Consider the following 18178-nt stretch of genomic DNA (forward strand, 5'->3'; position numbering starts at 1 on the left):
CGACCGGCCGACCAGCCGGTCGGCCGGTCGGTCGGTCCGCCGTCGGTGAACACCCTCCGCCGACAGTGAACGCATCTGTGCGAACGGCCCCCGGCGGAGAGGCTGGGTGCATGGATCTCCTGATACTCGGCGGCTCGAAGTTCCTCGGCCGCGCCTACGCCGGAGCGGCCCTCGCCCGCGGACACCGCGTCACCACCTTCAACCGGGGGGTCAGCCGCACCGACCTGCCCGGCGTCGAAGCCGTCCAGGGCGACCGCACCGACGCCGCCGACCTGGCCCGGCTGGTCGACGGCCGCCGCTGGGACGCCGTCATCGACACCTCCGGCCAGCAGCCGCACGACGTCGCCCGGGCGGCCGAGCTGCTCCGCGAGCACGCCGGCCACTACAGCTTCGTCTCCTCCGTCCACGCCTTCGCCCACTGGCCCGCCGAACAGGTGGACGAGAACTCACCGACCCACCCCTGCGACCCCGACCTGCCGGCCGACCAGCCCGCCGCCAACGCGCTCAAGGCGGGCTGCGAGCGCGCCGTGCTCAAGTACTTCGGCGAGCAGTCGTCCCTGCTCAACTGCGGGCTGCTGATCGGCCCGCACGAGTCGGTCGGAAGGCTCCCCTGGTGGCTCGACCGGATCGCCCGCGGGGGCAGGGTGCTCGCCCCCGGCGACCCGGAGCAGCCGCTGAGCCTGATCGACGCCCGTGACTTCGCCGCCTTCGGCCTCGACCTGGTGGAGCAGGGCGCCACCGGCCGGTACGTCACCACCGCGCCGATCGGCTCGACCAGCATGGGCGAGCTGCTGCGTGCGTGCGTCGCCGCCACCGGCTCCGACGCCGAGCTGGTGTGGACCGCGGACACCGTCCTGACCGCCGCCGAAGTCGGCCCCTGGCTGGAACTCCCGCTGTGGACCCCCGGCGCCGACCCCGAGTGGTACGGCACCTGGCGTGCCGACAGCTCCAAGGCCGCGGCGGCCGGCCTGCGGATCCGACCGCTCGCCGACACCGTCCGCGACACCTGGGCCTGGCTGGAGGCCGGCGGCCGCAGCGAGGTCTCCTCCCTGGTGGTGGGCAACCCGCTGGGCATCGACCCGGAGAAGGAGCAGAAGATCCTCTCCGCCTGACCGGGCACCGGCGGCGGCGCAGAGGGCTCCTGGCACCGCAGAGGGCTCCTGGCGCCGCGGAGGGCCGCCTGCGGGGCCGGAGGTCTGCCGGCGGCCCGGAGGGCTTGCCGACGGGGCAGGGGCCTGCCGGCGGCCGGAGAGCTGCCGGCAGGGTGTCAGTGGGAGCGGCGGGTGACCAGCTCGGCGAGGGCGAGCAGCTCGTCGGCCGCCGCCGGGGCGGGGACCGCCTCGGCGAGGTGCGCGATGGCGGCCGCCATCCGGTCGCAGGACTCCCCCTGCGCCCACTCGCGGCCGCCCGCCGCCTCCACCGCGGCGGCGGCCCGCTGCAGCTCCTCCGCGCTCAACGGGCGCTCGTGCGCGTACAGCTCCGCCAGCTCGGCACCGGCCGGGGTGCCGGAGCGGAGCGCGAACACCACCGGCAACGACTTCTTCCGGGCGGCGAGATCCGCGCCGACCGGCTTGCCGGTGACCGCCGGGTCGCCCCAGATGCCGATCAGGTCGTCGATCAGCTGGAAGGCCAGACCGATCTCCCGGCCGAAGGCGTCCAGGGCGTCAGCGGCCGCCGTGGACGCCCCCGCGTACAGCCCGCCGAGCGCACTGGCGCAGCCGAGCAGGGCCCCGGTCTTGGCCTCCGCCATCGCCAGGCACTCGGCGAGCGACACGTCCGCCCGCTGTTCGAAGGCGCAGTCGGCCTGCTGCCCGGCGCACAGCTCCACCACGCAGTCGGCGATCCGGCGGACCGCGGCGGGCGCGGCCGGGTGCGGATCCTCGGCGAGCACCCGCAGCGCCAGCGAGTGCATCGCGTCGCCGACCAGGATGGCGCCGGTGGTGCCGAACACCCGCCAGGCGGTGGGCCGGTGCCGGCGGGTCTGGTCGCGGTCGATCACGTCGTCGTGCAGCAGGGTGAAGTTGTGCACCAGCTCGACCGCGGTGGCCGCCCGGACCGCCTCGACCGGCCAGCCGCCGAGCGCCCGGGCGGCGGCCAGCACCATCGCCGGGCGGAAGGCCTTGCCGGAACCGGTGTTGCTCGGCGTACCGTCCGCCTCCCACCAGCCGAAGTGGTAGCCGGAGACCAGGCGCATCGACTCGGGCAGCGACTCGACGGCCGCCCGCAGGGCCGGATCGACCACCGCCCGGGCCCGGTCGAGGAGCTCGCGCGCGAGCTCCTGGTCCCCGCCCTCCTCCGAGCTACCGGACTCTCCGTCGGACTCGCTCGATTCGCCGTCCGGCCGGCCCCGGTGGTCACGCTCCAGCGTGAAGATCCCCATCCTGCTTCCCCCCTGGCGGTGGTGCTCGGTACTCGATACGTGGTGCTCGGTGCTTTGAACTCGGTGAACTCGGTGCTCGGTCAGTTGCGCGGTGCGGCGATGTCGACGTTCTCCAGCACGCCGATCGCGTCGGGGACGAGGACCGCAGCGGAGTAGTAGGCGCTGACCAGGTACGAGATGACCGCCTTCTCGTCGATCCCCATGAACCGCACCGAGAGCCCGGGCTCGTACTCGTCCGGCAACCCGGTCTGGTGGAGGCCGATCACGCCCTGCTTGTCCTCGCCGGTACGCATGGCGAGGATCGAGGTGGTGTTCTGCGCGGTGATCGGGATCTTGTTGCAGGTCAGCACCGGGACGCCGCGCCAGGCCGGGACCTGGCGGCCGTGCAGCTCGACGGTGGCGGGGTACAGGCCGCGGCTGTTGCACTCGCGCTGGAAGGCGGCGATCGCCCTCGGGTGGGCGAGGTAGAACTTGGTGCCCCGGCGGCGGCTGAGCAGCTCGTCCATGTCGTCCGGGGTGGGCGGGCCGGAGTGGGTCGAGATCCGCTGGCTGTACTCCGCGTTGGCCAGCAGGCCGAACTCGGGGTTGTTGACCATCTCGTGCTCCTGGCGCTCGCGCAGCGCCTCGATGGTCAGTCGGAGCTGGTGCTCGGTCTGGTTCATCGGCTGGTTGTAGAGGTCGGCGACGCGGGTGTGGACCCGCAGCACGGTCTGCGCGACGCTCAGCTCGTACTCGCGCGGCTTGAGCTCGTAGTCGACGAAGGTCGCGGGCAGCTCGAACTCGCCCTCGTGGCCGGCCGACAGGGAGATCTCGGCCTCGCCCTTCCGGCCCTGCGGCCGACGGGCGTTGGCGATGAAGCCGAGGATCTGGTCGCGCAGCGCCGCGGAGCGGTCGACCAGCTCCTGGAAGTCGGGCCAGCGCAGCACCATGACGGTGCCGGCGGTGGCGGCCCGCACGCTGTACGGCCAGCGGCCGTCGGCCTCGGTCAGCGCCTCGTCGCCGATGTGGTCGCCGTCGGCGAAGACGCCGAGCACGGCGGGGTCGCCGTACCGCCCGGTGCCGACCTTGTCGACCCGGCCGTGCGCGATCAGGAACACCTCGTCGATCGCCGAGCCCTGCTCGACGATCACCTCGCCGGGGGCGACCTGGCGTGCGATGAACCGACCGGCCAGCTCCTCCAGCAGCGCGTCGTCCGGGAAGTCGCGGAGCACCGGGACCTCGCGCAGCGACGGCGCGAGCACCCGGACGTCCGAACCGGTCTGCACGAAGCTCACCCGGCCGCGGCCGACGGCGTAGCTCAGGCGGCGGTTGACCCGGTACGTACCGGCGGAGACCTCGACCCAGGGCAGCATCCGGAGCAGCCAGCGAGAGGTGATCTCCTGCATCTGCGGAGCGGACTTGGTGGTCGACGCCAGATTCTTCGCGGCGGCTACGCTGAGGCTGGTCTGCGAGCCGCCCTCCATCGGCCCCGCCTGGCCGGGAATACCGATGCTGGTCTCGGTCGACATATGGGAACCCCTCCGCACGCTGGCCGCGTTGACACTCTGCATCAGCCATGCTGACGGCCATTCAGGTATTCCCGCAATCACTCAAACGAGTGGTCAATATGGGTGGACAAAGAGGACGACTGGATCACCAGCCCGACTGCCGTTCGATCGGTGTTCGAGCGACGCCCCGCGACACCCCGGGGCCGGGCTCCGCACCCCCGGCCCCGCGCACCGGGCCCGCTCCCCGCCCCCGGCCGAGATTTCACCCAATCGCAACGTCCGCCCACCCGCCGGAACCGGCCCGCAACATTCCACCAACTCCACTGCCCAGCAAGGGAGTTGAGAGCAGCTGTCGACCTGACCGGCAGTTCCGCCGGAGCCACGGGCCCGGCCGGGGCCACCCGGTGCCGAAACGGTGCCCACCCCCCGTTCTCCGGGCCCTCCGCGGGCGCTAAGGTGCCACCTCAAGAGCGCGGCGGATGCGATGGCCGAATCCGGTGGCCCGACTGCGCCCTCTCCACCATCACGCCCTTTTTCAGGGAGAATTCCGTGAGCGCCCCTGTCCGCGTCTGGCTCAACCGCACCTACGCCGAGAACGTCTTCTTCATCGACCTGCTCAGGAGCGCTCCGCAGCAGGTCGAGGTGTACGCGACACACGTCGATCCCGATTCGCCGGTGCTGGCCGCCGCGGATTTCGGCGCGCTCGAACCCGACGGCCTCTCTCCCGAGGCCTACCTGGAATTCGCCCTGGAATTCTGCGCCCGCAACCGAATAGACGTCTTCCTGCCCCGGCTCAACCAGCTCGCCATTTCGCTGCACCGCCTCGAATTCGAGGAAATCGGCACCGCCCTGGTCTGCCCGAGCGCCGCCGCGATCGCGGTGTTCGAGAGCAAGGCCGACGGCTACGCCGCGATGGACGCGATCGGCCTGCCCACCCCGCTGTGGCGGCACGTCCGCACCGCCGACGAGCTGCTCGCGGCGGTCGGCGAGATCGAGGCCACCGGCGGCCAGGCCTGCCTGAAGCCCGCCAACGGCGCGGGCGGCGAGGGCTTCCGGATGCTCACCCGCGAGCCGTTCAGCCTCCGCCGGCTGGCCGGCTTCGTCGACGCCAGCGTCCAACTCGACCTGGTGGTCGCCGCACTGGACGCCGCCGAGGAGCCCGCCGACCTGCTGGTGATGCCCTACCTGCGCGGCCCCGAGGTCTCGGTGGACTGCCTGACCTCCCCCGAGGGCCCGCTGCTCACCGCCCTCGGCCGGACCAAGAGCGGGCGCCGCCGCGGCTTCACCGCCGACCCGGTCTACCTGGAGCCGGCCCGCCGCCTGGTCGAGGAGTTCGGCGTCGGCTACCTGTCCAACGTGCAGTTCCGCCACGACGCGGACGGCCGGCCGGTGGTCCTCGACGTCAACACCCGCCCCTCCGGCGGCCTGCACCAGCTGCGGCTGTGCGGCCTCAACCTGCCGTGGGCCGCCGTCGAACTCGCCCTCGGCGGCACCCCCCGACTGCTGCCCACCGCCGAGCTCGTGCTCCGCGACTACACCCTCGTCGCCACCGCGCAGCCCGTCCTCCCCCACCGGGCCACCGCGCCACTGGCCACCCGCACCGCCGAACTCGAACCCGCCTGAGCGACGCGCCGGCCGGCGCGTACCGGAACGAGCCGGCCTAGAAGTCTGATGAAGATGTTGGGTTCTGGCCTCGTCGCGTGTGCGGTGGGGCCAGACTCGTTTCGTGGCGATGGGGGAATGGGCTGGGGAGTTGGTCGGGCCGGATGTGTGGGAGACCTGCCGGGAGTTGATCCCGGCCGGGAGTGTGTTCGCGTTCCTGGCCGAGCACCGGGAGGCCCTGTTCCCGGGCTCGATGTTCGCGGACATGTATCCGTCGAGGAACGGGCGGCCGAGTATGCCGCCGCAGGTCCTGGCGGCGGCCGTGGTCCTGCAGAGCCTGCACGGCCTGTCGGACGTCGACACGGTCCAGCAGTTGCGGTGCGACCTGCGGTGGAAGGCCGCGTGCGGGCTCGGCCTGCACGACACCGCGTTCGACCCGTCGCTGCTGGCCTACTTCCGGCGCCGGCTGCAGCGCTCACCGGATCCGAACCGGTTGTTCGCCCGGGTCAAGGAGGTGGTGGCGGCCACCGGCGTGCTCAGGGGCAGGCAGCGGCGGGCGCTGGACTCCACCGTGCTGGACGACGCGGTGGCCACCCAGGACACCGTCACCCAGCTGATCGCCGCGATCCGCCGGGTGATCCGGGACGTCCCCGACGCGGAGCGGACCGCCGCCGCGTGGTGCACCGCCCACGACTACACCGACCCGGGCAAGCCCCGCATCGCCTGGAGTGACGAGGCCGCCCGCACCGCACTGGTGGACGCCCTGGTCACCGACGCGCTGAACCTGCTGGGCCGCCTGCCCGAACGGCCACTGGACGAGAAGGCCGCGGACGCCGTCGGACTGCTGGCCCTGGTCGCCGGTCAGGACGTCGAGGTCGCCGACGGCTCCGACGGACGCGACGGCCGATGGCGGATCGCCCGCGGCACCGCCCGCGACCGCATCGTGTCCACGGTGGACCCCGAGGCCCGGCACATCCACAAGAACCGCACCCGCCACCAGGAGGGCTTCCGCGCCCACGCCGCGTTCGAGCCCGAGACCGGTCTGCTGACCGAGGTCGCCCTCACCGCCGGCACCGGAGCGGACAACCACGAGGCCGCCGTCGCCCAGGACCTGCTCGCCGACGAGACCGGGACCCTGACCGTCCTCGGCGACACCGCCTACGGCACCGGCGACCTGCGCGAAGCCCTCGAGGACGACGGCCACACCCTGATCATCAAGCCCCCGCCACTGCGGCAGGCCGTCCCCGGCGGCTTCACCGGCGACGACTTCCACGTCGACACCCACGCCGGCACCGTCACCTGCCCCGCCGGCCACACCAAACCCCTCGGCCGCCCGGATGCCAAGGGCGCCCGGGCAGCCCAGTTCAAGAAGCTCTGCACCGACTGTCCCCTGCGCGATCGGTGCACCCGCTCCAAGACCGGCCGAGCATTCCAGGTCCACGCCCACTACGACCGCCTGAAAGCCGCCCGCGACCAGGCAGCCGACCCCGACTGGCAGGCCGAATACCGCCGCTGGCGGCCACCGGTCGAACGCGCCATTGCCTGGCTCACCGCACAGGCCAACCGCCGCGTCCCCTACCGAGGCGTCCTGAGGAACGACACCTGGCTCCACAACCGCGCCGCCGCACTCAACCTCCGCCGACTGATCAACCTCGGACTCACCCGCACCCGCCACACCTGGACCATCACCCCCACCACCACATAGCGCAGAAGGGCCGCCCCAACCGGGACAGCCCTCCCAATGCCAAGATCTTCATCAGACTTCTAGACCTCCGGCCCGTCCCAGTCGAGCGTCGGCTGCAGCACCCCCTCCAGGGTGAGCAGCCAGCGCTTGACCTCCGGGCCCTCGCGCCAGCCCGCGCCGAAGCCGCCCAGGCCGTCCGCCGCCACCACCCGGTGGCAGGGGACGAGCAGCGACAGCGGGTTGGCGCCCATCATCTGCCCGACCGTGCGGGCCGCCGCACCGGGTTCGGTCAGCTCCTCGAACACCCCGCTGCGGGCGGCCAGCTCTCCGTACGTGATGGTCCGGCCCCAGCCCACCTCGGTCTGCAGGCACTGCAGCACGGCGCGGTGCGGGCCGGAGCTGAGCCGCCAGTCCAACGGCAGGTCGAGGGTGCGCCGGCGGGCCGTGAAGTAGGCGGTGACCCGCTCGGTCACCAGCTCCGCGCGCCGCCCGTCGGAGCACGGCGGGCCGCCGACCGGCAGCCCGCCCAGGCCGTCCGCGGTGTACGTGGCCGCGGCCACCCCGCGATCGGTCACCCCGAACCTCATCGGCCCACTGGGCAGCGGCGTGCCCACGGTCACCCAGGTCAGGTCGGCGAGGCCGGAACGGTCCATGCCCGCCAACCTACCCGGCGGCACCGACGGGGTCAGAGGTGCTGGCGCAGGTACTCGGCGAGCTGCCAGGACCACGCGGCGAGCTCGTCCCGATCGGCCTCGCCCCCGCTCAGCGCGCCGATCTGCGCATCGGAGAGCCGGACGTCGGCCGGCTGCCTCCCCATGAGGCGGGACATCTCCCGCAGCATCGCCGCCAGCCGCTCCGCGTCCGCATGGCTGAGCATCACGAGCGCGTCGGTGTGGCCGATGGTCATCGAACCGGGCATCGCGGCCTCCTCTCGGTGGCCCCCTCGTCCACGGTACGGCCGCTCGCCCGTTCGGCGCAGCTCCGCTCGCCCGCACCGCCCCGCAGCCCGGAGGGTCGGAAGGACGACCGTCCCCAGCCGCAGGGAGCGCAGATGCCTCAGCAGGACGCCGGCCGGCCCCCCGGGCTGCGCGCCATGCTGATGAGCTCCGGGTACGCCCGCCTGCTGCTGGTCTCGGTCCTGGTCGGCGTCCCGGTCTCGCTCGCGGCGTTCGGCTTCGTCAGCCTGGAGCACGAGCTCCAGCACTGGGTGTGGGAGACGCTCCCCCAGCAGCTCGACTACGCCGAGGCCCCCTGGTGGTGGCCGCTGCCCGCCCTGCTGCTGGCCGGCCTGCTGGTCGCCCCGGTGATCACCAAGCTGCCGGGGCACGGCGGACACGTCCCGGTCCAGGGCCTGGGCGGACCTCCCACCCCTCCGATCGCGGTGCCCTCCGTCGTCCTCGCCGCACTCGCCGGCCTGCCGCTCGGCGTCGTGCTCGGCCCCGAGGCGCCGCTGATGGCGATGGGCAGCGGTCTGGCGCTGCTCTCGGTCAGCCGGGCGAAGCGCGCGGCCAACCCCCGGGTCGGGCCGATGCTCGGCGCGGCCGGCTCCACCGCGGCGATCTCCACCATCTTCGGCAGCCCGATCGTCGCGGCCGTGATGATGATCGAAGCGGCCGGGCTGGGCGGTCCGCAGCTGACCCTGCTGCTCCTGCCCTGCCTGCTGTCCGCGGGCGTCGGCGCGCTGGTCTTCACCGGCTTCGGCAACTGGACCGGCCTGTCGATCGGCGCGCTGTCCCTGTCCGGGGTGCCCAAGGCCCTCACCCCGGACGCCGGCGACTTCCTGTGGGGCATCCCGACCGCCGTCCTGATCGCGGTGGTGCTCGTGGCCGGACAGACGCTCGGCCACCGGGTGGCGGGCCTCACCTCCCGGCACACGGCCGTCCGCACCGTGGCCTGCGCGGTCCTGGTCGGCATCTGCATCGCCGCGTACGCGCTGACCACCGGCCGGTCACCGGAGGAGGCCGCCCTGTCCGGCCAGATCACCCTCGGGACGCTGGCGTCCGACCCGCAGGCCTGGCCGATCGGGGCCCTGATCGCCCTGGTCGTCTTCAAGGGCCTCGGCTGGGGCATCGCCCTGGGCAGTCTGCGCGGTGGCCCGATCTTCCCGGCGATCCTGATCGGCGCCGCGCTCGGCATCGCCTGCGGCGCCCTGCCCGGCTACGGCACCGCCGCCGGCCTGGCCACCGGGCTCGCCGCGTCCGGCGCCGCGGTCACGCGGCTGCCCCTCACCAGCACCGTACTGGCAGCCGTCCTGCTCGGGAGCCAGTCCGTCCCCGAGACGCCCCTGATCATCGTCGCCTCGGTCACCGCCTTCGTCACCGCCGAACTGCTCCGCCGCACGCCCGCCCCCGCCGCCACCGCACCCGCCGCGGCCACCGCCGCCGGCGGTCACCCGGACACCACCTGACCCCCGCGAAAACCCCTCGGCCGCCCTGACAACCTTTCACCCCGCTCCGCGCGTGAGAGCGTCGTGAGTCGAGAAACCGAGGACGCCGCCTACGCGGCCTTCGTCGAAGCCGCCTGGTACCGGCACCTGCGCACCGCGACCCTGATCACCGGCGACCGGCACCGCGCCGAGGAACTGCTCCAGGACTGCCTGGTCAAGCTGTACGTCCGCTGGCGCCGCGCCGCCACCGACGACCCGCACGCCTACCTGCGGCGGATGCTCGTCAACGGCCACGTCAGCTGGTGGCGCCGACGACGGCGCGAACTCCTCGCCGCCGACCCGCCCGAATCCGCCGCCCCGCACGCCGACGGCCACCGCCTCGACCCGCTCGACGAACTGCACCGCGCACTGCGCGCCCTGCCCGACCGCCAACGCGCCGTCGTCGTCCTGCGCCACGTCGAGGACCTCTCCGAGAAGGACACCGCCGCCGCGCTCGGCTGCTCGATCGGCACCGTCAAGAGCCAGAACGCCCGGGCGATGGCCCGGCTGCGCACCGCCCTGCTGCAGAACCAGGAGGCCACCCCGTGACCGAGGACGACGAGCGGATCGCCCACGCCCTGCACGACCTGGCGGACCGCCGCACCACCACCGACGCCGCCGGCCCCCTCGACGCCCTCGGGCCCGTCGGCGCCCTCGGACCCGTCGGCGCCGTCCCGGTCGCCGAACTGATCCGCCGCGGGCGGCGCGGCCGACGGCTGCGCACCCTGACCCGCACCGTCGCCGCGGCCGGTGCGGTCGCCCTCGCCTGCACCGCGGGAATCGCCCTCGCACCCGGCGGCGCCACCACCCCCGCCCCCGTACCCCCCGCCGCCCGCAGCACCTCCGCCCCGGCCCCCGCCACCCCCTCCCCCAGCGCCACACCGGCCACCCCCGACCAGGCCCTCGACCTGCTCCGGTCCAAGCTGCCCGGCACGCTGCGGCTCAGCCTGCCCTGGACGTACGGCCCCCCGCCGAAGGGCCTGCCCGGCGCCTACCGGATCGCCGCCTCCTACACCGTCACCGACGGCAGCCGCACCGGCTCGGTCCACATCGAGATCGCCCGTGCCGAACCACGGACGGCGGACCCCTGCCCCATCCCCGACTGCACGGTCACCGCCCTCCCCGACGGCAGCCAACTCACCGTCTACCTCCCGACCGTCGGCGACCTCCAGGACTGGCGCGCCGAACTGCGCCGCCCCGACGGCACCTTCATCACCGCCGGCGCCGGCAACGTCCCCGGCCCGGGCGACCACCGCCGCGAGCCCTACCCCAACTCCCCCCTCCTCGACGGCGCCCAACTCACCGCCCTCGCCAAGGACCCCGTCTGGCACCAACTGGCCCTCACCTTCCCCAGCCACTGACCCGCCCGGGAAACGACGAAGGGCCGGCCCCCGAGGATCACCCTCGCGAGCCGGCCCTTCCGGCGCATCTGTCACGGAGCCCTGTCGGGTTCGAACCGACGACCCCGCTCTACAAGCTTCATCGGCGGGTGTGGGTAACTCACGGGCGCCGCGCGCCCCGGCACCCCCGCAGACCGCGGGCGCCTCCAAGGGGCCCACGCAGTACGCCCGTGCTGATGTCGGACGGCGATGTCAGCGCCGAACCCAGCCGGGCCGCGCCTGGGCTCGGCCGGCGGCGGGCAGCAACCCGTCCAGACGCTGCAATCAGGCCGACGATCGCCCGTCGGATCCGCCGGGGTCTCTCAACTCAACTTGGAGGTCTTCCACGTCGAAATCCGGCACCCCTTCATCAGAAAATCCCGCGAACAAGTTCGTCGGGCCCGGGCGCTCAGCCCCGTGCGGCCGGGGCCGGCCGCGGGACGCGATTGAGCCCGCGCAGCCGCTCGGCCTCGGCCGTCGCCTCCGCGGAGAGCGGGCGGCGGATTCCGGCGCTCGGACAAGGCCGTACCTCGACCGGGCGGTGCCGGGTGGAGCCCCCCAGTCCCACGATCTCCAGGCCGCCGGCCACCGTCAGCCCCGCGCCGCGCGGCGCGAGTTCGTGGCAGGCGATCACCGCTCCGGCGGTCGTGCCGATCGACAGGTGGGTCTCGTCGAGGCGCCGGCTCACCTCCACGACCACCCCGGCCAGGTCGGGCGGGACGGAGTAGAAGTTGCCGCGGAACGGGACCAGCCCCGCCGGGCCGACGACGCGGCGCACGCGCAGCCGCACCGGATAGGGAGAGCCGGGCAGCTCGCACAGCGATCCCGGGCCGCCGAGGACGGTGCGGGGCGCGGGCACCCTCTCGACGGGTGCCCTCTCTGTGGGCGCCCTCCCTGCGGGCACCCTGTCCGCCGTGGTCGCCCGCCGGTCGCTGCGCAGCGCCAGCCGGTCGACCAGCACCTGGGCCTCCGCCTCGCCCGCACCGTGGGCGGCATCGCTCCACCAGCGTCTGAGGGCGGCCACTTCCGCGTCCTCGTCGGCGCACCGGGCCCGGTCGAGTTCAACCTCCGCGCCGTAGTACCGGCCGACCCGGGCCATCGCCGGGGTGAGCCGGCCGGTGGCCGGGCAGCGCAGGGGGGTTGCCCGGTCGAAGCACCAGCGCGGGGCTGTGCCGCCGAGGCGCCGCAGGACCTCGTCCACCCCCTCGACCACGTGCGGGAAGTCCGCGGTGTCGACCAGCACGCCGCGCCAGCGGCCGGCGTCGGACGATCCGGCGAGCGTGCCGGTGAGGAGATGCACGTGGTCCCCTCCCGGAGGCGCCGACCGCGACCGTCCGAGCGGGATCCACCGGAACCGGATCTCCTCCACGGCCCGGCCCCGCGGACCCGTCGGACCGGGCGGCGGTCCGAGGTGGCAGAGCCCGCACGACGGTCGGACGCGGTGGCGGCGGAGCGCACGCGTGAAGGTGGAGTAGCCGCCGCCGTAGCCCAGCTCGACGACCTCGTCGAACAGGACGCTCGCCTGGAGGTGCGGATCGTCCTCCAGCCTCCGGCGGCAGTAGGGCAGGAAGACCAGGAACGCGTCCTCGGTGGAGGCGCGCACCCCGGGCACCCGTTCCCCCGCGAGGTAGGACCGCACGGTCTTGCGGTCGCGCCCGAGGTGGCCGGCGATCGCCGTGATCGACCAGCCCTGGGCGCGCAGCCGACACGCGTCCAAGTACTCCGCCATGGTGAGCATTCCGAACCCCCACGTGCAGGGCGTGCCGGACACGCCGCCTCCGAATTCACTCGGATTCTTCGCAGGGACGAGACCCTACATCAATGATTTGAAGATCGGAATCGAGTGAAACGTTTCACCGTTCATCGCGCACAGGGTAATTTCAGTGAGCAGAAATCCCTGCCGCGCCACCCCCGTGGCGATAGCATGGACATCTCGGCTTCCCGGGCCGGGGAACTCGGGCGAGCTGGCCGGAAAACTAGGATGGAAGGACACCCGGATTCCGCACAACCGGGGCCGAGGCGGCTTCGTTGAGCCGGACGTGATTTCCACGCGTGATCAAATTGCTTCGAGCCCCCGCCACCGCGATCCGATCTGTCCGATCGGAAGCTGGCTCTTCGTGCCGGACCGGACCAACGCCGCAGGTGACGTGCAGACCGGCTACCTGGTCCGCAACGGCGAGCGCGTCATCCTCCGGCACTGCTCCCGACTTCTCGCGGAATTCCTCCGCACCATTCGCCAGCTCGAGATCGGCTTCGCGGTCCGCGGCGGCACACCGCCGCCGCCGATCATCGCCATCACTCCCGGGATGTGCGGACGGCGCGACCGTTCCGCCGAGTCGACGCAGCACAGGCCGAGCCATGTATGACCACCCGGACTCCTTATTCCGACCGTCCGGCCCGTCCCCCTACGACATCCTGGACCGCCCGCCCCACGCGGCGGCCGACGAGCACCTCCACCGGTATTCCGGAGCGAACGCGCCGTATGCCGACAGCAGCACTTCGCCGACCATGGAAATGTTCGGCACCTGGAATCCGGACCTATTCGTCCCGCCCCCTCGGGCGCACCGAACGGACCCGCCCCCGGAGACCGACCACCTCCACGTGTCCCGCGGCTCTCGGAAACGCCGACGCGCCCGCTCGACGGCCGAGCGGCGGACCCGACTGGTCGGCGAACTGTTCCGCACCCTGATCGCGGTGGCCGTGACCGTCGTGTGCGTGCTCGGCTGGACGCTGTCCTACGCCCCGCTGCAGGATCTGGCCTTCTCCAGCGTGCCGCCCGGCCTCTCGGAGCTCTGGCCGGCCGTCGTGTACGGACCGTGGCTCGCCGGATGCCTCTCCATCCTGCGCGCCGCCCTCGACGGCCGGCGGTCCGTCCACTCGTGGGTCGTGGTCCTCGCGTTCTCAGCCGCCGCGACCGGCCTGTGCATCTGCGACATGTCCCGGAGCGCGCCGGAGATGATCGTCGCGGGACTTCCGCCCATCGCGGCCGCGATCTGCCTGGACCAGCTCGTGCGCCAGTTCGTCGCGCCGCAGCAGGTGCGGCGCCCACGGGCCCGGCACGTGGCACGGGCCCGGCGAACGGAGTAGTCGGACGGGGGGACGGCCGCCGGGCGCCACCACCGGCGGGCAAGCGGGGGGTTGAGCAGCCAACGACAGCTCCTCTTCGTCACGGTTTCGATCCGTCACGCGTACAGCAGTGCCACCCTACGGAGCCGTCGGCATATGCACGGGTCAACTCGGAGACTTCTCCACGGATTCACCCCATCGTGTGCGGAGGCGGTGCGCGCGCGGCGGGTGGACGGGCCACGCCGCGCCCGCCGGAGCGGTCCGACCTCCGCGTGCCTGCGGAGACCGGACCGCCCGGGTTCGATCAGGGGTGCTCGATCAAGGGTGCTCGATCAGGAGGTCGATCACAGGAGGCGTCCGTCCAGGTTCGCCCTTCGCCTGGTGGAAGCTGCGGAACGGGGAGCCTCCGACGGCCGCGCCGACGGGGATCTTCGCGCCCGACTGAGCCAGTTCCCCCGTCGCCAGTTGCGGGATGAGCTTCCCGTAGCAGGCCGGAATCCATGACGTGCTGTGGGCCACGATGCCGTGCCGATCTCGGTAGACCCGGCTGCACCTGATCACGTCGGCGCCAGGCCGAGTGTCGAGCGCCTGCGCCACGTCAAGTCAGCAGGCACGGACACCACCGCGGCTTGATGTGAGTCGGACCTCTCGCCCGCCCCCAGCTAGCCAGCGTGCAACCGCAGGATCTGATGGCGATCCTCGGACACAGCCAGATCGCGGTCACGATGGAGATCTACGTACACGTGGTCCAGGACAACCAGCGGGCGGCGATGAGCCACATGGACCGGTTGCTGAAGCGGCGCCGACCGGCCCGCTGATGTCAGCTTGAGATGTCGAAAGGCCCCGGACCGCTCTCGGTCCGGGGCCTTTCTGCGTTTGCAGGCCATTGACCTGCATAAACCAATGAGCCCCCTGTCGGGTTCGAACCGACGACCCCCGCTTTACAAGGATTGACGTGGGGAACCTGCTCCGACCTGCGGCCCTCCCGACCTGGCCGCTCCAGGCCCTCAACGCCGCCGACGCCCGTAACTGACCGCTACGTACCGCCCGATCTGGCACGCCTGTGGCACGGCGGATACGCTGCCCCTGCCCTGCGTCGGCCGGTGCAAGACCCCTACGTGCCGCTCCATCTGTGGAGGGGACCAGCCGTGTTCGAGCCGGGCCAGGGTGGGGTCAACCGTCTGCTGCCGCCAACAGGTACAGCCGCTCGCACGGAAGGCCGGCCCGCCGCCGCGGCACAAGCGCCGATCACTCCCCTGACCTGCAGGGAAGTGATCGGTGGTTGTCATCCTTGAGTGCCGGTGGCTCCACTCGCACGGCCCGAGACGGCCCGGCCAAAAGCCGGGCTGGCAGCTAACCGGCGTTCTGCAGATCTGCAGATCTGCGCCCCCAGTCGTAACGTGTACAGAGTAGTGCGAATGTAACGTCGCACTGGTAGGTGATCATGAATAAGAGGCGAGAGGCGAAAGCCCGAGCAACGTACAAGGCTCGCACAGGGCGCGATGACTGGGATGAGTTCATGAAATTGAGCCCTCTGGCTAGGCTCAAGATGCTGCGCAACCCACCAGTTGACGGTCTTTGTGACCTTCACATTGAGCAGAACATGAGTCGAGCCGGCGGCCTCGGCACAACGGATGCCCTGCGTTGGCACTGGTGGATCACTGCTCCTGACGGGCGGATCGTGCACTCGGACTACCAGCTCAGCATGAAGCTATCTGACCGAGCCGCCCGGCAATGGGCTACTAAACACTCAATTCAACTCAAATAGCGGGTACCGTTGGCGGAATTCGCGAGTGGCGGAGCCTCAATGACTGAGTCAAGACGCTGGCCGTAAGCAGCCACCTCCGGAGGGCGGCAGGTGCTCACCACGCGCGACCTGCGCAGATACGGCCCGGCCGAGACCAGCAAACCAGCCCGCCAGTGACCCCAGCTGACCGTGGCGTACCGGTCGATCTGGCACGGACTGTGGCACGCCCTGGCGATCGAGGCCGGAGCGTGCGGGTCTGAGGTAACGGACGCCGTGCTTGCTTACGTGTCAGCGAGCCGCCGCAGGACGAGCCGGTATTTGTTGATGAACTCATCAATTGGGTAGAAGTCGTCGTAGAACGCTTCAGTGTCGACGCCGTCTTCTTCGCGAAGTCGGCACCGTTCCCGGACACGTTTCACGACCTGGACGTCTGCATCCCGGTTAAAGCCAGGGAAGACAATTGTGTCGATGTTGGTTGTGGATCCGCCCTCATGAACCCGGACCACGTGAATGAAGCTCTTGGCTGCGTTTTGGAGATCGAAGCCGTGCTTCTGGATTAGCTTCCTGAGGTCACGGTACTTGATCGACCGCTCGCCTCGCTTCACCGGGGCCACGTGCTGGTTAAGCCAGTCGGAGAAATATCGCACCTCTACATCGGAGGAGCTCTCACCCTCCAGGAACTCGATATCCCTGCCGAGGCGCTCGGCGGCCCATTCGACGATAGTCTTCTCGGCTACTGCGAGGATCATCTCATAAAGCTCGTCCTGGTCGGTTCCCCATAGGCAGAGCTTGTTGCGATCCAGGTGCACCAAGATGCCAACCAGTGCAGTTCTCTTGTTCCCATTGAAGAATGGGTGATTATTGCAGAGTCCATATCCAAGGGTGGCGGCGTTCGCAACTGGATTGGCATATTTTAGGGCCGTGCCGCTACCTACCATCTGTCGGCTAACCGCAGACTCAAGGAGGTTCTCATCTCGCACGCCGGCTGGTGCGATTGGATCTTCGTTCTCAGAGAAGTCTTTGACTAGGTGGTCGTAGATTTGGAGGACATCTGACGTTTCGAGATGCTGTAGATCCACGGATTCTCCCTGGATAAACCCGGCGTTCGTGCGGCAGTCCAAAGCCTAGTCTTCAGGGATCTCGTTGTCTCGGAACTACCGAACTTCGCCTGAGTCGAGTGGGAACCGCGCGGGCGGTGGAGCGGTTTTGGCCGGTGTCCTGTCTGGTCTGGGTCCGAGCATGATCGGGGGGCCGTAAGCTGTTGCGACTCGGTCAGGGCTGTTGGGGCTGACCGCAATTTGGCCGAGTGGCCCCCCGGTCTTGCTCGGTGCGGGTCCCGGTCCTGGCAGGTGGGTAAAACCGTGGAGCCGTCCGCCCCAGCCCCTGCGGGGTTCTGGGCTCAGCCCTCTTCTGCCGTCCGTCCGCCGGCACGGCCGGGGCGCCGCCGGAGCGGGGCGAAGACAGGAGCGTCGGCGAGCGGCCAGGGCCGCGCGCTGGCGCGCTGTGCGCGTTTTGATGAAGTAGCGAAACTCGTAACAGCCTGCTTCCTGAAGGCGTGTTCGGCCTCAGGCGATGCTTGGCTTGGTACGGGCCGCGACCGTCCCAGCGCCACCGCCAAGGACCTCGGCCCGTTGATGGCCCATAGGATCGCAGGCGGTCCGGCGGACCATGCCGGTCCCGTTCGCGGCTGGGGGGTTCGGATGAAGGTACGGAACGGCTTGCTGGCGGCCGCGTCGTTGATGGCGCCGGTCACCGCATGCGGCAGTGAGGCCGAGCCGCCACCGACTGCTGCGCCGACCAAGCTCGAAATTCGCACCAGCACAACGGAGCTGACTGCACGTCTGCCCGGGTTGGGCCAGCTTGCCGAAGCCCACTGGCAGTTCGACCTGCACGACAACTCGGGTGGTCGGGTGCCCGGGCCGTCCGACTTCTCCATCGATGCCGTGGTGCGACTCCAGCCGGGAGCGGTGGCTGGTCTGCTCAAGGGGCGGGAGGCCCGGGACATGGCGCTTCCTGGGGTTTCCGCGGGACTCGCCCCCTTCCTGCCGAGCGGCGCGGTCTGGCTGCACAGCCCGGAGCTCGACCGTGAACTGGCCGTGGCCACTTCGGCGACCTTCTGGTTCGATCCGGCGTCCGACAGCGTCTACGTGTCCACCACCAACATGTCCACGCAAAAGGTCGCCACTCCGTCCGCCGGGTGACGGCGGATACGCCCTACAGGCGGCTCAGGCTTTCTTCTTCACAGGACCGCGCGACGGCACGCTCCGCCGCACCAACTTCTGGAACGGCTGGATCGCGGGCCGCACCAGGCGGGCGTGGCACGAGTGGGTCACGGCCGGACTGACCGGCTTCACCACCCGAACAACGACGAAGGGCCAGCTTTCGAGGATCACCCTCGTGAGCCGGCC

At 71.4% G+C, this 18178-nt stretch carries 16 protein-coding genes and 1 pseudogene; 10 read left to right on the forward strand and 7 right to left on the reverse strand.

Going from position 1 to position 18178, the window contains the following annotated elements:
- Positions 1 to 110: 110 nt before the first annotated feature.
- Entirely contained in the window at positions 111 to 1112 is a 1002-nt protein-coding gene (locus ABEB06_RS17320; protein ID WP_345697764.1) for an NAD-dependent epimerase/dehydratase family protein, read from the forward strand.
- Between the two features lie 155 nt (positions 1113 to 1267).
- Here the strand turns inward: ABEB06_RS17320 and ABEB06_RS17325 are convergent, their stop codons facing one another.
- Both ABEB06_RS17325 and ABEB06_RS17330 read right to left on the reverse strand, forming a co-directional pair.
- A complete protein-coding gene (locus ABEB06_RS17325) occupies positions 1268 to 2380 on the reverse strand; it encodes a family 2 encapsulin nanocompartment cargo protein polyprenyl transferase (protein ID WP_345697765.1) in 1113 nt (370 codons plus the stop codon).
- An 80-nt stretch (positions 2381 to 2460) separates the two neighbouring features.
- Positions 2461 to 3888 carry a family 2B encapsulin nanocompartment shell protein gene (locus ABEB06_RS17330; protein ID WP_345697766.1) on the reverse strand — a complete coding sequence of 476 codons (1428 nt, stop codon included), beginning with the start codon at positions 3886 to 3888 and terminating at the stop codon, positions 2461 to 2463.
- A 528-nt stretch (positions 3889 to 4416) separates the two neighbouring features.
- Between ABEB06_RS17330 and ABEB06_RS17335 the strand changes: the two genes are divergently transcribed.
- Together ABEB06_RS17335 and ABEB06_RS17340 are read left to right on the forward strand one after the other, a co-directional pair.
- Positions 4417 to 5490 (forward strand): ATP-grasp domain-containing protein, encoded by a 1074-nt coding sequence (locus ABEB06_RS17335; protein WP_345697767.1) that lies wholly within the window; start codon positions 4417 to 4419, stop codon positions 5488 to 5490.
- A 109-nt stretch (positions 5491 to 5599) separates the two neighbouring features.
- Positions 5600 to 7174: an IS1182 family transposase gene (locus ABEB06_RS17340; protein WP_345701881.1), complete on the forward strand. Its 1575-nt coding sequence runs from the start codon at positions 5600 to 5602 to the stop codon at positions 7172 to 7174.
- Positions 7175 to 7233: 59 nt separating this feature from the next.
- Here the strand turns inward: ABEB06_RS17340 and ABEB06_RS17345 are convergent, their stop codons facing one another.
- Positions 7234 to 7806: a methylated-DNA--[protein]-cysteine S-methyltransferase gene (locus tag ABEB06_RS17345; RefSeq protein ID WP_345697768.1), complete on the reverse strand. Its 573-nt coding sequence runs from the start codon at positions 7804 to 7806 to the stop codon at positions 7234 to 7236.
- Positions 7807 to 7838: 32 nt separating this feature from the next.
- The gene (locus tag ABEB06_RS17350; RefSeq protein WP_345697769.1) at positions 7839 to 8072 is read right to left on the reverse strand and encodes a hypothetical protein; all 234 of its coding nucleotides are present in this window, start codon (positions 8070 to 8072) and stop codon (positions 7839 to 7841) included.
- A 132-nt stretch (positions 8073 to 8204) separates the two neighbouring features.
- Between ABEB06_RS17350 and ABEB06_RS17355 the strand changes: the two genes are divergently transcribed.
- From ABEB06_RS17355 to ABEB06_RS17365, 3 genes are all read left to right on the forward strand, one after another.
- Entirely contained in the window at positions 8205 to 9560 is a 1356-nt protein-coding gene (locus tag ABEB06_RS17355; protein WP_345697770.1) for a chloride channel protein, read from the forward strand.
- 63 nt (positions 9561 to 9623) lie between these two features.
- Positions 9624 to 10127: a SigE family RNA polymerase sigma factor gene (locus tag ABEB06_RS17360; protein WP_345697771.1), complete on the forward strand. Its 504-nt coding sequence runs from the start codon at positions 9624 to 9626 to the stop codon at positions 10125 to 10127.
- Positions 10124 to 10939: a hypothetical protein gene (locus tag ABEB06_RS17365; RefSeq protein ID WP_345697772.1), complete on the forward strand. Its 816-nt coding sequence runs from the start codon at positions 10124 to 10126 to the stop codon at positions 10937 to 10939. Before ABEB06_RS17360 ends, ABEB06_RS17365 begins: the two co-directional genes overlap by 4 nt.
- Positions 10940 to 11366: 427 nt before the next feature.
- On the opposite strand, the gene ABEB06_RS17370 is transcribed toward ABEB06_RS17365, so the two are convergent.
- Positions 11367 to 12686: a Mu transposase domain-containing protein gene (locus ABEB06_RS17370; RefSeq protein ID WP_345697773.1), complete on the reverse strand. Its 1320-nt coding sequence runs from the start codon at positions 12684 to 12686 to the stop codon at positions 11367 to 11369.
- 310 nt (positions 12687 to 12996) lie between these two features.
- Here ABEB06_RS17370 and ABEB06_RS17375 point away from each other — a divergent pair, with 310 nt between their 5' ends.
- The 3 genes and pseudogenes from ABEB06_RS17375 to ABEB06_RS17390 form a co-directional block, all read left to right on the forward strand.
- Entirely contained in the window at positions 12997 to 13323 is a 327-nt protein-coding gene (locus ABEB06_RS17375; protein ID WP_345697774.1) for a hypothetical protein, read from the forward strand.
- 235 nt (positions 13324 to 13558) lie between these two features.
- Entirely contained in the window at positions 13559 to 14044 is a 486-nt protein-coding gene (locus tag ABEB06_RS17380) for a DUF2637 domain-containing protein (protein ID WP_345697775.1), read from the forward strand.
- A gap of 665 nt (positions 14045 to 14709) precedes the next feature.
- Positions 14710 to 14841, forward strand: a pseudogene (locus ABEB06_RS17390) (site-specific integrase); the annotation flags it as partial.
- 1210 nt (positions 14842 to 16051) lie between these two features.
- Here the strand turns inward: ABEB06_RS17390 and ABEB06_RS17395 are convergent.
- The gene (locus ABEB06_RS17395; protein WP_345697777.1) at positions 16052 to 16849 is read right to left on the reverse strand and encodes a type II toxin-antitoxin system death-on-curing family toxin; all 798 of its coding nucleotides are present in this window, start codon (positions 16847 to 16849) and stop codon (positions 16052 to 16054) included.
- 621 nt (positions 16850 to 17470) lie between these two features.
- Here ABEB06_RS17395 and ABEB06_RS17400 point away from each other — a divergent pair.
- Positions 17471 to 17971, forward strand: a complete 501-nt coding sequence (locus tag ABEB06_RS17400; RefSeq protein ID WP_345697778.1) for a hypothetical protein — start codon at positions 17471 to 17473, stop codon at positions 17969 to 17971.
- Positions 17972 to 17995: 24 nt separating this feature from the next.
- On the opposite strand, the gene ABEB06_RS17405 is transcribed toward ABEB06_RS17400, so the two are convergent.
- A complete protein-coding gene (locus tag ABEB06_RS17405) occupies positions 17996 to 18163 on the reverse strand; it encodes a hypothetical protein (RefSeq protein ID WP_345697779.1) in 168 nt (55 codons plus the stop codon).
- Positions 18164 to 18178: the final 15 nt, after the last annotated feature.

The sequence above is a fragment of the Kitasatospora terrestris genome (assembly GCF_039542905.1).
Classification (GTDB): domain Bacteria; phylum Actinomycetota; class Actinomycetes; order Streptomycetales; family Streptomycetaceae; genus Kitasatospora; species Kitasatospora terrestris.